Genomic DNA, 15,577 nt, shown 5'->3' with positions numbered 1-15,577 from the left:
GATCCCGAAGATCGGAACCTGATTAAAATTTGGCTTGGGCCAAAAACAACTGATCAACCGAATCCGTAGTAACCTTTCCCGTGGAAAGTTGAGGTATGCTACAGAACCCTAAGATGAAATAAATGTATACAAAATATATCAGAAAACCCGGTATGCCTGAAGGTATATGCCGCAAAACCTTGCTAATTATGCGATTAACCAGCATGATATTTTTAGCATTTCTTATGCAAGTTCCCGTAGTAGGGTTCGCACAGAAAATTACATTATCAGAAAAAAACGCGTCACTAGTAAGGATTTTCTCCAAAATTAAATCGCAGATCGGCTACGACTTTGTCGCAGACGGCAGTGTATTAAAAGCTGCGAAACCTGTAAATCTCCAGGTAAAAAATATGGAACTTCAGGAAGTTCTTGAGGTTATTTTTAAAAACCAGCCCTTAGCTTTCGAAATCCAGAACAACATGGTTGTTGTACGCAAAAAGGAAAACACTCTCACTCAACACCTTACCATTACCATTCATAACGTAGATATAAGGGGATTGGTAATGAATGAGAGAGGAGAACCAATGGCCGGCGCCAGTGTTTCCGTACGAGGAAGCAACCAGGTTACCAAAACGGCTTCAGATGGCTCGTTTGGCTTGCGAAACCTCACGGGTAGGGAAACGTTGATTACGACTTTCATCGGTTATAAATCGGATACATTAACATTAAATGGTCAAAATAGCGTGGTGATTGCCATGAAGCCTTTGGTTGCAGCACTTGAGGATGTATCCATCGTAAGTACAGGTTATCAGGATCTGAACAGAGACCGCGCAACGGGTTCATTTGGGATCATAACGGCTAAGGAGATTGCACAATTTCCAACGATCAGTATCCTTGAACGTTTGCAAGGGCTGGTTCCAGGAGTGAATATTTCGACAAAGACAACTGCTGGTAAAAGCCGCAACGGGACAATTAACATACGTGGTGTCTCGACCATCGTTGGTAATTATACTCAGGTGAGCGTAGAGCCCCTTTTAGTGGTCGATGGATTTCCATCGCAGATTTCCATCGAAAATGGTGCACTGGATTTGCTTAACGCAGATGACATTCAACAGGTAACCTTCTTAAAGGATGCTGCTGCAGCATCTATATGGGGTATTCAGGCGGCAAATGGCGTTATTGTAATTACGACTAAAAGAGGCAAACAAAATGCAGCACCATCACTTAACTTTTCGACTACCTATAGCACCGGTGCAAAACCCAGGACGGATTACGGGCCAATGATGTCTGTCGCTGATTACATTGATCTTGAAAAAGATATGATCAATAAAAATTATGTGGAAGACCTTACCCAATCAGCCTATATATCGGGAAACCTGACTCAAGCCCAAGCCATCATTTTTAAAAACAAGCGTGGCGAAATTTCTGAAGCCCAGATGAATGCAGAGCTTGCTGCATTGGCACAATATGATAACGCAGATCAAATTTCTGAATACCTGCTTCAGCGGCAGGCCACAAAACAATATAATTTATCACTTTCCGGTGGTGGTGTAAATAGCTCTTATTACATGTCTGGCTCTTACAATACCGATGACAGGATATACAAAGGAAATAAGAATAAGGGTTATTCCTTCAACTTATCTACAACTTCCAATCTCCTAAAAGGACGCGTTGCAATTAATACTTCCCTGATTTACGGTAACACTACGGATAAAACTAATCCCGCCGCTGCGCTTGGGATGAGCATGTCTCCGTTTGGACTGCGCCCTTATGATTTACTGGTCAATTCGGATGGAAGCACGATGTACTACGATGTTTTTACGATTCCATCCAGGGCCCGGAGTTTAGAAAGCCAAGGTTATCTTCCCTTTAGGTATTCCGCGCTAGATGAATTGAATTACAACAATACCATCAATACAGGTAACAATTTGGGCCTGAATGTAGATGTCAGAACTAAGATTACTTCATGGCTTAATTTTTCGGTCTCTGGAAATCTGGGCCGGAATTTTACCGAGCGTGAAAATTATCAGGAACCGGATAGTTACGAAGCCAGGATTATGATAAATAGGGCGACTACTATAAATTCTGCTGGTCAATTGGTTTATGGCCTTCCTATTGGTGGAAAGTTGATTACGAATAATGGATCAACCAAGAGCTATAATTTGAGGGGCCAATTAAACATCAATAAAAACTGGAACAACAAACATGAACTGAACGCTGTACTGGGGAATGAAATTCGTGAGGTTTTTAATAAAACCAGCGGAGAGAACCGTTATGGCTATAATAAGGAGATCAATTCATTTACGCCGGTAAATCCCAATGGAAGCTACCTGGATATAACTGGAAACCGTCCGGCTATTGGGGCTACGTCCTCGCCGGTTGTAGAGAGAACCACCAGGGCATTATCTTATTATTCAACTGCCTCATACACCTATGATAGCAAGTATACTGTTTCGGCAAGTGCACGTTTTGATGATTTGAACCTGCTTGGTGTGGAACGGAGAAAAAGAGCCATCCCGCTTTGGTCTGGGGGATTAAGCTGGAACATGAAAAAGGAAAGCTTTTTGAAAGATGTGGAATGGCTGAGTGCCATATCCGGACGGTTTACTTATGGTTTCACCGGAAATGCCCCGCAAGGCTATGCACCGGTAACGGTGATCGATTTACAGGGAACAGATGGTTATTCCCTCCTTCCGTCGGCGTATATTAAAACGCCCGCGCGAGAAGATTTGGCTTGGGAAAAAACCAAAATGCTGAATTACGGACTTGACTTTTCCCTTTTTGACAGTCGCATTTCTGGAACCTTTGAATACTATAAAAAACATACTAAGGATATCTTTTATGAGTTACCCATTAACGGAACCTATGGTTTTTCAAGAACTTTATTTAATGCGGCCACATTAGACGGAGAGGGTGTAGATTTAGGTTTTTCATTTGCAGTCGTTAGATCTAAACAAGTGACTTGGAACAACACGATTAATTTGTCTTACAATACCAATGTCATCCATGATGAGCGTTTTAAATTGCCTATCGCCAATATGCTGGCGGATGGGGAGGAGAGATTATACGATGGTTACCCAACAGACTATCTATTTACATATAAGTTTGCAGGACTGGACGAAAAAGGAGAAACATTAATAGAGGATCCTAAAGAGCCGGGTAAATTGTATACGACCTGGGATTTCCCTTTTTATGATGTGAAGTCGTATTCAGGAAGAACCGCCTCGCCATGGTATGGTGCATATAATACCAATGTTACCTACAAGAGGTTTGATCTGGGTCTTCAATTTCAATATCAGCTCGGTGGTGTTTTTTTAAGGCCCTCAGTTGCTGAAACGGGATTTTATTTAAGCCGTGCCGGAGATTTGGCACAGCGCTGGAGAAAGCCAGGTGATGAATTAACGACCAACGTTCCAGGAATTACATCGGATTATTCGCAGGGTTTTAATTATGGAACCAGTGTAGAGAGATATTCCAATTCGGATCTACTGGTGAGAAGCCGGAGCAATGTAAAATTGAATCAGGTGCGCCTGTCCTATTCGGTACCTCAGCCCGTGGCGGCTAAAATGGGTATTAGGGCCTTGAGTTTATCTGTGGTTTGCAGGAACCTAGGTATGATCTGGGCCAAAAATAAGGAGAAAATTGATCCGGACTATTTATTTAATGTGAGCAACACCTACCAATTGGCTCCCGTACGCAATTATTCTTTTCAACTTAACCTAAGTTTATAATGCATAAAGAAATCACTATGAATGTATTTAAAGTATTTTTCATCACTATAACTGCCGCAACCTTATTTTCCTGCCGGAAATATGTAGAAAATGTTCCGGTGCAAGGCCAGCGGGTTTTAGTATATACAAATGATTATCGCCTACTCATGAACAGCAGAACCGATTCAGAACTTGGCTCGGCAAATGCAGCGATTATAGGTTGTGATGACATTGATCTCAAAGATCCGAACCTTCAAAGCGATATCTCTTACAATAGTGTATACGTTGCGCAATATACCTGGGCAAAACCATTCTATATCGACAAAGAGGATGATTTTGACTGGAATTCTATGTATAAAGCAATATATACTTTTAACACCGTGATCTCAGGTGTATTGGAGAGTAAAAATGGCTCCCTGGCAGAGCAGAATACGATTTATGCGGAAGCACTTGTTCAAAGGGCATTTACTTATTTTACGCTGGTAAATTCACATGGGAAGCAATACGATGCTTCGACGGCTGACACTGATCTTGGTGTACCGCTGTTATTGGAAGCAAAGCTGTTTGTAAACTTGCAAAGGGCCACTGTTGCTCAAGTTTATGCCCAGGTACTGAAAGATATAGAAACCGCTATTCCTTTATTGCCTACTGCTAAAATGAATTCAGTGAACCCGTACCGAGGCAGCGCCTATGCACTATTGGCAAAGGTGCATTTGAACATGCGTAATTTTGAGGCCGCTCGAGTAGCAGCAGAACAAGCATTAGCACTTTCAAACGGACTTAATGATTACAATCTGTTCGTTAATGCTGCATTCCCTACGCTTATACAAAACAAAGAAGTTCTGTTACGTAAAATTCCCCGACTTAGTTATGCCGGCTTGCAGTTGAGCGAAGACTTATTGAACTTACTAGGGACTAAAGACTTGAGATATACTCTATTTACCAGAGACGGAAGCATCGGTTATCCCAGCTTTACAGGTAGGCGATTTTTTGCCGGAGCTGGTGCTGACAACGCATGCGTGGGATTAACAGTTGGCGAGACCTGGCTCATCCGGGCAGAATGCCTAGCACGTGCCGGAAGGCGTGCAGAAGCCTTACAGGCGTTGAATGATTTGCGTAAATTTAGGTTTACGCTGGACGATTATGTGGCGCTTACAGCTACATCAGATCAGCAGGCGTTAGAAATGGTGATTAATGAACGCCGTAGGGAATTATTCGGAACTGGACTTCGGTGGTTTGACCAAAAACGCTTGAACAAAGATGCCGCATTCGCAAAAACGGTTACACGTGTCTACAATGGTACGACCTACACGCTGGAGCCTAACAGCAACGCATATGTATTTCCGTTTTCTCCTATAATCGTTAATCAAAATCCGGAGTTAATACAAAATCCGAATTAAATTATGTTCTGTTACCTATGGTTTTTATAACATCAGCAGCAGAATTAATATTCCTATAAAATGTAAAATCACCAAATTTTGGAAAAAAGTATAGTAAAAATAGAGAATTTATCGCATCGATATAGCAGCAGCTGGGCGATACGTGACATCAATCTGGAGATTAGCCAATATGGTATTGTCGGGCTCCTGGGGTCAAATGGTGCCGGGAAATCCACCACGATGAACATTCTTTGTGGATCCCTTAATCAAACGGAAGGAAATGTCTATATCAATGGCATCAACTTCAGGGATGACCCGATGCGCGCTAAAATGGAAATAGGCTTTTTGCCCCAGAATCCGCCTTTATATTTGGATCTTACCGTGGATGAGTACCTTGAATATTGCGCAAGCCTACGGGACATGTCTGGCCAGGTCCGAAAAGATGCAGTGAAAGAAGCAAAAGAACGCTGCGGAATAGACCACTTCAGTGGAAGATTGATCAAAAACTTGTCCGGCGGTTACAGACAGCGCGTGGGCATTGCTCAAGCCATTGTACACCGCCCCAACGTACTCGTACTCGATGAACCGACAAATGGATTAGACCCCAACCAAATCATTGAGGTGAGGAACCTGATTAAAGACATCGCTAAAGATAGGGTGGTGATATTTTCTTCACACATTCTTTCCGAGGTGCAGTTGCTATGCAAGGACATTAAGATGATTGAGAACGGAAGGATCGTATTTGAAGATACGATGGAAGCGTTTAACAATTACATTGAGCCGCACAGCTTGCTGATCCACTTTAATAATATGCCGGATATCGCCGCATTGGAAACCATTGAGGGCATCATCAGAGCAGAAATTCTTACCGATAGACTCGTACGCCTGTTTTTTAGCGGAGAGGCGGGGATCGCCGAAACCATCGTCACGAAAAGCGTGCAGAACGGCTGGCGTTTACAGGAAATTACGCTCGAAAAAGACTCGGTAGAGGAAATATTTAAACAATTGTCCCAACAATAAACATATCAAAAAAGCTTAATGAAAACAATTTTTCGAGTGGCTAAAACAGAGCTGAAACTGCTGTTTTATTCCCCTATTGCCTGGTTTCTGATTACTATTTTTATGGTCCAGTGCGCCTTTGTCTATCTGAAAGGGCTTGACGACATCGCTATCACAGTAGAGGGTGGCTATAAAATTCCGTTCAGCATTATCGCTTCCATATTTTCGGGAGGACGAGGCGTCCTCTCTAACGTGATGGGGAACCTTTACCTTTACCTCCCGCTTCTGACCATGGGGCTCATTAGCCGGGAAACGAGCAGTGGTACCATCCGGCTTTTATACTCTTCACCGATTCGCGTACGGGACATTGTATTAGGGAAATTTGTAGCAATGGTAGCCATGAGCTTAGTCATGGTGTTCATTGTATCTATTTATATCATCACCAGTTACTTTACGGTAAATAATCCGGATACGGGTTTGCTGCTGAGCTATGTGCTTGGTTTATTCTTACTGCTCTGTGCTTATTCTGCGATCGGAATCTTTATGTCCTGCCTTACTACCTATCAGATTGTAGCCGCAGTGTGCACATTTGTAACTTTCGGCATACTCTATAATGTCTCCGGTTTGTGGAAGGGAATCCCTTTTCTAAGAGACGTTACTTATTTTCTTTCCGTAGCCGGCCGTACAGACTGGATACTCGCAGGACTGATCACCAGCAATGGAATTATATATTTCGTTGCCATTGTGTTCATGTTTCTGCAGTTGACCATCTACAAGCTAAAAACGGGGATGGAGACAACGTCTACCTGGGTTAAGATGAGCCGTTATAGCCTTATTGTCATTGTCACGATTGGCATTGGTTACATCAGTTCAATTCCTCAGCTTATTGTTTACTTCGACGTAACCAGGGATAAAAGCAACACGATTAAGCCAGATACGCAGAAAATTGTGGAGGATCTGGGAGATGAGCCGCTTGAAGTTACCGGGTACGCAAACCTGTTCGGCGGATATATGGAAGACGCAAAACCTGAATCCTACCAGCTGAACATCAATCGCTGGGCACCCTATGTCAGGTTCAAACACAACATCAGGTTAAAAACAGTATTGTACTATGACACCCTGGGTATTGGAGAGGGGATGAAGAAAGCCAATCCCGGGAAAACATTAACCGAGATCGCGGCCAAATCCGCAGAAACTGCGGAGATCAGTCTGAGCCAGTTTAAGCGTCCTGAAGAGATCAGAAAAATGATTGACCTTTCTCAGGAGCCCAATTATTACATCATGCAGCTCAAATATAAAGGAAGGCAAACTTTCTTAAGGGTATTTCCTGATAATGAACACTGGCCATCCGAGACTGAGATTTCTGCGGCACTAAAAAGATTGCTTCTTGCAAAAATCCCAAAAATTCTGTTTGTAACCGGAAACCTGGAACGTAACATAAATAAAATGGGTGACCGTGAATACCGGGCTTTAGCAAACCTGAAGAATTTTAGGAATTCACTGATTAATCAGGGCTTTGATGTCGATACCATTTCCTTACAAAGCGAATCGATTCCTAAAAACATTTCCGCACTCGTACTCGCTGATCCAAAGACCGAGCTTACGGCAGTAGAAACGTCAAAATTGCAGCAGTTCATCAACAATGGCGGTAATTTGCTAATTTCCGGTGAACCGGGAAAACAAGCCATGCTTAATCCGTTATTAAAACAATTTGGCGTTCAACTGATGGATGGCGCCATCGTCCAAACCAGCAGGGATCTGGAACCCCACCTTGCCGCACCGTTTTTGACCGGCACAGGCGCCAAGCTCTATCCGCCACTTGTAGCCGCGCACCGCGACAGTGTAGTGGTTTCAATGCCCATGGCCACGGCGCTCGGTATTGAAAACTCAAGTGTATACACGATAAAACCATTACTAGTCACCGACTCAAGAAAAAGCTGGCTTAAAAGAGACAAATTTGTAACGGATTCTGCAAAGGTGAAGTTTGAACCTGAAAGAGGTGATCTGCAGAAATCCTTTCCGCTGGCTGTTAGCCTGACCCGGAATACAAAAGGGAAAGAGCAACGTATCATCGTTGTGGGCGACGCTGATTTTATGTCCAACATCGAGTTAAACCGTTTTAACATGAGGACGGCCAACTTTGCCTTCAATACAGGAATTTTTAGTTGGTTAAGTTATGGTGAGTTTCCAATCAGCAGTTACCGTCCGGCGCCGAAGGATACTACGCTTTTAATCAAAAGGGAACAAATTAAATACCTGCGGATTACATTGCTTTGGGTATTCCCAGGCCTACTACTCGCCCTTGGGACATTAATATTGATCAGAAGAAAAAGAAAATAAAGAAATGGCATTCCTTACTGATCAACAAACGATAGACGACCTTAATCTTTTTGGAAAATCTGGTGGAGATTCCATCTATCAGATTTTTAACAGAACGAAAACGAGAGGTGGAGCGGCAATCCTGGAAGAAATGTTTCGTTTTCCGCTATCAGATGAGACTAAAATCAACCATCGTAGCCGGATTATTCAATATCTTGCCAAAACAGGAACATCTTTCCCCTTCAGCGTTGATAATTTTGACCCGGTAGAAACATACATAAAAAATACAGATACAAGGACCAAGCTGTCCGCACAGGAAAGCTCTATTGCAAAAAAGTTCAGCAACCTGGTTGCTCTGGATGCGGTTACTTCGGGCATATACCTTGGGATCACAGCTTTAATCAAGCTGCTAAACGAGCTGAATCAGTTTTTGAATAGCCTTGATATGGGTTCGCTTGATTTTTACCAGCAGGATAAAGCAGATATCATGAGCCTGCTAACCACATCGGGAATTAGGGAGAGCCTGAACTTGCCCCTTAACCCAAAGATTTCTTCGGACGAATATGTGGCTTACGACGAATTTTTCAGGTTTAAACACCGGGATGCGGTACTCAAAATACTTAATTATGTATACGGTCTAGATGTTTACTTTTCTATAGCCAAAGTGGCGGTAGAACGTGACTTTATTTTTCCGAAAGCTCTGCCTAAACAGCAGCATGTCGTTAAGTTAGAGGGCGTGTACCATCCGCAAGTAAAAAATGCGGTGGCCAACTCCATCCATATTACGCCCGACAGCAACGTGATTTTCCTAACCGGCGCCAACATGGCCGGAAAATCTACTTTTATGAAGTCATTGAGTGTCGCACTCTTTCTAGCCCATATGGGTTTCCCGGTCGCTGCCAAAGAAATGGAATTTTCGGTGCTGGATGGAATTTATACCACCATTAACCTTCCCGATAACCTGGGAATGGGTGCCAGTCATTTTTACGTAGAGGTATTACGTGCAAAAAAAATCGCCCAGGAACTTAAGCTGGGGAGGAATTTGTTTGTTCTTTTTGACGAGATGTTTAGGGGAACAAATGTGAAGGATGCCGCGGAAGCTACCATTGCTTTTACCGAAGCTTTTGCAGGGAAACGCGATAGCATGTTTGTGATTTCCACGCACATCATTGAAGCAGGCGAAATACTTAAAGAAAGATGTGATAATATTAATTTTGTCTATCTGCCCACCCGTATGGAAGGTAATCAACCCGTATACACCTACACCCTTGAACAAGGTTTAACAGCTGACAGGCACGGAATGATTATTATAAAAAACGAAGGAATATTGGATATTTTAGCGTCTGGCATGGAGCGGATGAATAAACAAAAGATATGAGCTTTACAGTTGACAAACAAACGCTGGAAGATTTAAACTTGTTGGGCAAGTTTACACCAGGTTCTATTTTTGGCATGTTCAATAAAGTACAGACCAGCGGCGGTGAAAGGCTTTTGCTGCAGTTGTTTAAAAATCCCCTAACAGATCCTGATGCCATCAATAAACGTAGTGGCTTGTTGAGCTATTTTCAAGAGAAGGCACTGGATTTTCCCTTTAGTCGAGCTGAATTTCAGACCGTAGAACACTATTTTAGCACGGGCAGCAGCACAAACTATCCAGCCGCATTTATGGTGGTTTTCTTTAAGAAAATACAAGCCTCCCTGTTAAGGGATGAGCGATATCCAGCGCTGCAGAAGGGCTTGGTAGCGACAATAGGTTTTCTAAATTCCTTAAATGATTTCCTGAAGCAATTCAATGATTCTAATCCAACACCTTTTGATGAGGAACGGCAATTGCTTCGGCGAATCCTCGAAACACCAGCGCTCCGTAACTTATTAAAAGAAAAAGGTACTGATGAATTTCCAACTGCAAAGCTCGCAGCCTATGATCATTTATTGAAACACACCCTTCAGGCAGATATAGAAATCCTTATGGAATGCATTTACAAATTAGACGTTTACATTGCCGTGGGCAAGGTAGGCAAGGCCCAGGGCTTTTCATATGCAAAGGCGCTGCCTAAAGGAAAGCAGTTGATAGAAATTGCTGCACTTTGGCATCCGGCATTAATCAAAGGGGTGGCCAACCCGGTTGGCTTTAGCGGAGAAAACAATATGATTTTCCTTACCGGGGCCAATATGGCCGGGAAGTCTACCTTTATGAAGTCTTTAGGCATTGCGCTTTATTTGGCACATATGGGCTTCCCGCTTGCTGCAAGAGGAATGCATTTTTCCATTTGCGATGGAATTTATTCTTCGATAAATGTGTCCGACAGTTTGAATATGGGTTACAGTCATTTTTATGCGGAGGTTTTGAGGGTAAAAAAAGCAGCGGAAGAAGTGGCCAGCGGGAAAAGCTTTCTTGTTTTATTTGATGAGTTGTTTAAAGGAACCAATGTTAAAGATGCTTACGATGCGACTCTAGCAGTAACCGACGCCTTTGCGCAATACCGACAATGTTTTTTCGTCATTTCTACCCACATTATTGAGGTAGGTGAAGCCTTGCAAAAGACAACAGACAATGTGCAGTTTGCTTATCTTCCTACGGTGATGGACGGCAAAGTACCGAGATACACCTACCTGCTTGAACAGGGCATTACAACGGACCGTCAGGGAATGCTTATTATTGAAAATGAAGGGATACTAAATCTGCTTAAAAACTAGAACACATAAACATTTGAGGCTTAATCACTTCTAAAATAATTACATACAAATGAAACACAGCATACTTTGGATCGGTATTTTACTGATGATGACCAGTACTTCTGTTGCACAGAAGGGACTGAGCAAAAAGGAAGCGGAAGCGCTTTCGGTTAAAGAATGGGCACAGGAGAAACAGCGTTTACTTCCTGCAGCACAAAAGGTGTGGGCGGAAGGGATCATTAAATTTGGCAAGTACACCATGCCCATCGCCTATAGAACCTTTGGAGAAAAACCCGCAGATGGCCGTAGCCTCTATATCTCTTTGCATGGTGGCGGAAATGCACCGCCGGCAGTAAATAATCAGCAATGGCAAAATCAAAGGACACTGTATCCAATTTCGGAAGGTCTGGTGATCGTACCTAGAGCGCCGACAGATACCTGGAACCTATGGCATGAAGACCACATCGATAACCTGCTGGATTCCCTGATCCGTTATGGAGTGATTTTGGAGGATGTGAACCCTAATAAGGTCTATATTTTGGGTTACTCTGCAGGTGGGGACGGTGTGTTTCAGTTGGGACCACGGATGGCCGACCGTTGGGCGGCCGCTTCCATGATGGCAGGGCACCCTGGTGATGCTAATGCGCTCAACCTCCGGAACCTTCCTTTCGCCATTTATATGGGCGGCAGGGATACGGCTTATCATCGCAACACTCTGGCCGTCGCATTTAATCAAAAATTAGATAGTCTGCAGCGGCTCGACCCGAAAGGATTTGTACACGACTTTCATTTATACGCCGACAAGGCGCATTGGATGGATCATAGGGATACGATAGCCATACCTTGGCTGGCATCCTTTAAACGAAACCCCTTCCCGGATAAAGTAATTTGGGTGGAAGACAACAGAGTGCAGCACCGCTTTTATTGGTTGTCTGCACCTGCAGTGGCCCAAGTTGAGGGTTCGACTGCGGAGATCAGCATCAGAGGTAACGAAATTTGTGTAAGCAAAAATACTTTTAGGGAACTCAATATCAACCTCAACGATCAACTCCTTGATCTGGATAAACCGGTTTCAGTGACGATGAACGGTCGGGTTGTGTTCCGAAAAAAGGTAAAAAGAAGCTTAGAAACGATCAGAAAGACAATCCGGGAGTATCAGGATCCGACTATGGTATTTTCCGTGAAACTCATCTTGACAGGAAACAAGGTCAGGACATAAACAAATCAATATCATCATAAAAAAGCACCTATCTCATTTTTCTACATCGTACGCTCTTTTTATTTCCAGTCCAGTGACAAAAGCAGCTTTATTGCAGAATAATGCTCAAAAAAGCTATCAAATAACAAAGCAGTCAATCCATTAGCAAGCTGGCTAATTGGATTGACCTACTTTATATGCGGCAATAAAGCGCCGAAAAAGCACCATCTAACCGACGGCAACTATCTCACTATACTACACATATACTACTGTCCGTAGACGTACAGTTACTGTTCGAAAACGAACAGTAGAACAACGTATTAAAAACACAATTAACTCGCAACGAATAACATATACTCTTGGCTTATTAATTGTAATCTGGTTAGAAATACAATTAATTTAAAGTCGCATATCTTAGATCTGAATACGAGAACAATGATACAACTAAATAACACATTCAAATGGTACTCCGTTGGCGGAGCGCGTAGTTTTGTACTCAAGGATATCAATCTAACGATCGAACAGGGTGAGTTCGTCTCTATCATGGGTCCGTCAGGTTCGGGGAAATCGACATTACTTCATATCCTAGGGGATCTGGATGAACCCAATGAAGGAAAATACCTGTTCATGGATGAAGATGTGTACAGCCTAAAGAAAAAACAACGAACACAACTATTTCAGTCCTATATCGGCTTTGTTTTCCAATCCTACCATCTGATCGACGAACTTACCGTGTATGAAAATATCGAAACTCCCCTATTGTACAAAGGGTTATCCTCTTCTGAGCGCAAGGCTGTTGTCGGAGATATGCTTGATAGATTCGGGATCGTTGGCAAGAAAGATTTATTCCCGGCACAGCTTTCCGGTGGGCAGCAACAGGTGGTCGGAATTGCCCGTGCTTTGGCGACATCTCCAAAAGTATTACTTGCTGATGAACCTACAGGCAACCTCAATTCACAACAGGGTGCGGAAGTAATGGATCTATTTAGTCAACTGAACAGAGACGGCACAACAATTATACAGGTAACCCATTCGGAGAAAAACGCCACCTATGGAAATAGGATCATCAACCTGTTGGATGGGCAGGTAAAATAGAAGGATTTTTGTTACATTAGGAAAAAGGCTATCGAAATAAATTGAAATCAGCACAATTGCAGTAACAACTTGCAACATATCGTAAATTTAGTTAAATTCGAATATGAAGGAGACGGAACTAAAGGCACTGATTTCTTTATTGGATGATCCTGACAATGAAATATTCAGTCAAGTCGAACAACATCTTGTGACCTGTGGTCCAGAGGTCATTCCGCTATTGGAAGAATCTTGGGAAGCCTCATTCGATGTATTATCACAAACGAGGATCGAGAACATTGTACATCAAATCCAATTTGATCAGATTAAACACGAACTCCAACTCTGGAAAATAAGGAATAGTGAAGACTTGTTAGAGGGTTTACTCATCGTTAACAGATACCAATATCCTGCTCTGGACGAAGATGTTGTACATTTCCAGATTGCGGAATTGCGCAGGAATGCATGGTACCATCTCATGTATGACATGAGTCCGATTGAGAAAGTTAAACTATTAAATAATACGATATTTAGAGAATTCGGACTATCTGGCAATACAACAAATTACCATGACCCACAAAATTCCTTTATCCATAAAGTACTAGAGTCAAAGAAGGGAAATCCAATTACATTGTCGTGTATCTATACCATCGTTGCACAGAAATTAGATATCCCCATTTATGGAATCAATCTCCCTAAACATTTTGTAGTAGCCTATATCGACAATGAGGCAGAAAATATTCCGTTGTTTTATATCAATATTTTCAATAAGGGACAAATTATGAAACAGGAGGATATCTTTTCTTTTCTTAGGCAGCTAAATCTTCCTCCCTCCGATGACTATATATTACCTTGCCCCAACTTAGAGATCATAAAACGGGTATTACGTAATTTAATGACGGCTTATGAAACCCAGGGAAATCCAGAAAAAAAAGACGAAGTTGCCTTTTTACTTCAAATCCTAGAAGAAAATTAAAGTCTGTTTGCCCCTCTGGAATCTAGTGATATAGATTGAGGTGTCTGTCTATTTAAAATTTCCAATACCTCATCCGGCTCCACATTACCAGTATCCGATAGCTTAAATCGTAGAACATTTCGGGAGACAGGTCCGGCATCAGCGACATAGATAAAAAGCGCATCATCTTCTCCCTCCCTTGTGTCTAACGCTACATCAAGAGGCTGTTGCAACAGCGTATTCGCTCCGGTTATAACACGCGTCGGCACAATTGTTCCTGAGCTGGTATACTGCGAGAAATTCTCAAAGATCAAAATTCGTCCATCACCTACATTAGGTTCTGGAGCCCCTGAATTCACTTTGTAATCCGTCAATGCCAAAATATCCTTACTTGAGGAATATGACAAACCACGTATATTGTTTGCACCACTAACGGTTAATTGGTAAGTTGGCTCGATATCCAGAAGTGTGTCTACCTTCAATGCAGCAGGTAAATTCTTATATACAACTATACCTCCATTATCTTCTGTTCTGGAAAGTAGCAAGTCATCTCCGTTCATCTGTATACTCCATGGGCGGTAATTTAACCTCAACTCATATCGTGGCGGCGTAAATCCCCTCCTACTCTTGGGCTGATCTACAATAAATAGGTTTACCGTATCGGCACCCAAGTTTGTCACTAACAGATAGTTATTCGTAATATTCGTTGTATTCCCGGGGGTATTATGCACATAATACCACAACCCTTTTACGTTATTAAACCTACGATTTCCGATCACGTTACCATTTGAAATCACCCCTTTGTCGCTAACGTTCATTACATAAATCGACGTGTCTCTATACGCAGGAGAATTCACACTACTCTGAAATATACTCTGCGCATATGGACTGAAATGTATTGCACTACCGCCCAATGCAGATGACGTATGATTAGAAAGGGGATCTATAGCAAATGAATTTGAATCCGCGGGGGTTACTACAAAAACATTGTATAGCGCAGGTGACGTCGTATTTGCCTGATAATTAGAAGTGGAAACATACAATCTCGAAATAGGTCTCGCGGCCTTAATTGGCTCGTCATCATCACGTTGACAGCTAACGAAACAAAGTATTGAGATTAATGTTACTATATAAAAGAAATATTTATTCATTGCCTAAAATCGTATTATTGTATGTTACAAATGTATAAAAATAAAACACATAGAATTAAACGAAAAAAGCAATAATAACGCCACAAGTTCACATCATGTTTTAAAATACCGACGTTTTTACTTAAAATTGCAACATTTGA

10 protein-coding genes are annotated in these 15,577 nt (G+C 42.3%); 9 read left to right on the top strand and 1 reads right to left on the bottom strand.

Annotated features, from left to right (window positions below; translation table 11 throughout):
- The first annotated feature begins 188 nt into the window (after positions 1-188).
- From FAZ19_RS05240 to FAZ19_RS05200, 9 genes are all read left to right on the top strand, one after another.
- On the top strand, positions 189-3,710 hold the full coding sequence (locus tag FAZ19_RS05240) for a SusC/RagA family TonB-linked outer membrane protein (RefSeq protein ID WP_169305569.1): 3,522 nt from the start codon (positions 189-191) through the stop codon (positions 3,708-3,710).
- A 17-nt stretch (positions 3,711-3,727) separates the two neighbouring features.
- On the top strand, positions 3,728-5,089 hold the full coding sequence (locus FAZ19_RS05235) for a RagB/SusD family nutrient uptake outer membrane protein (RefSeq protein WP_169305568.1): 1,362 nt from the start codon (positions 3,728-3,730) through the stop codon (positions 5,087-5,089).
- Positions 5,090-5,167: 78 nt separating this feature from the next.
- Positions 5,168-6,088 (top strand): ABC transporter ATP-binding protein, encoded by a 921-nt coding sequence (locus tag FAZ19_RS05230; RefSeq protein WP_136819628.1) that lies wholly within the window; start codon positions 5,168-5,170, stop codon positions 6,086-6,088.
- Positions 6,089-6,190: 102 nt separating this feature from the next.
- Positions 6,191-8,407 carry a Gldg family protein gene (locus tag FAZ19_RS05225; protein WP_229707233.1) on the top strand — a complete coding sequence of 739 codons (2,217 nt, stop codon included), beginning with the start codon at positions 6,191-6,193 and terminating at the stop codon, positions 8,405-8,407.
- 4 nt (positions 8,408-8,411) lie between these two features.
- Positions 8,412-9,764 carry a MutS-related protein gene (locus FAZ19_RS05220; protein ID WP_136819626.1) on the top strand — a complete coding sequence of 451 codons (1,353 nt, stop codon included), beginning with the start codon at positions 8,412-8,414 and terminating at the stop codon, positions 9,762-9,764.
- The gene (locus FAZ19_RS05215; RefSeq protein WP_136819624.1) at positions 9,761-11,083 is read left to right on the top strand and encodes a MutS-related protein; all 1,323 of its coding nucleotides are present in this window, start codon (positions 9,761-9,763) and stop codon (positions 11,081-11,083) included. Before FAZ19_RS05220 ends, FAZ19_RS05215 begins: the two co-directional genes overlap by 4 nt.
- 49 nt (positions 11,084-11,132) lie before the next feature.
- A complete protein-coding gene (locus FAZ19_RS05210; protein WP_136819622.1) occupies positions 11,133-12,281 on the top strand; it encodes an alpha/beta hydrolase family protein in 1,149 nt (382 codons plus the stop codon).
- 414 nt (positions 12,282-12,695) lie between these two features.
- The gene (locus FAZ19_RS05205) at positions 12,696-13,355 is read left to right on the top strand and encodes an ABC transporter ATP-binding protein (protein WP_136819621.1); all 660 of its coding nucleotides are present in this window, start codon (positions 12,696-12,698) and stop codon (positions 13,353-13,355) included.
- 103 nt (positions 13,356-13,458) lie between these two features.
- Entirely contained in the window at positions 13,459-14,307 is an 849-nt protein-coding gene (locus FAZ19_RS05200; protein ID WP_136819619.1) for a transglutaminase-like domain-containing protein, read from the top strand.
- Here FAZ19_RS05200 and FAZ19_RS05195 read toward each other — a convergent pair.
- Positions 14,304-15,437: a hypothetical protein gene (locus FAZ19_RS05195; protein ID WP_136819616.1), complete on the bottom strand. Its 1,134-nt coding sequence runs from the start codon at positions 15,435-15,437 to the stop codon at positions 14,304-14,306. The two genes, FAZ19_RS05200 and FAZ19_RS05195, sit on opposite strands and share 4 nt — an antisense overlap.
- Positions 15,438-15,577: the final 140 nt, after the last annotated feature.

It is taken from the genome of Sphingobacterium alkalisoli, assembly GCF_005049105.1.
Classification (GTDB): Bacteria; Bacteroidota; Bacteroidia; order Sphingobacteriales; family Sphingobacteriaceae; genus Sphingobacterium; species Sphingobacterium alkalisoli.
This window is presented reverse-complemented; position numbering and strand designations above follow the sequence as displayed.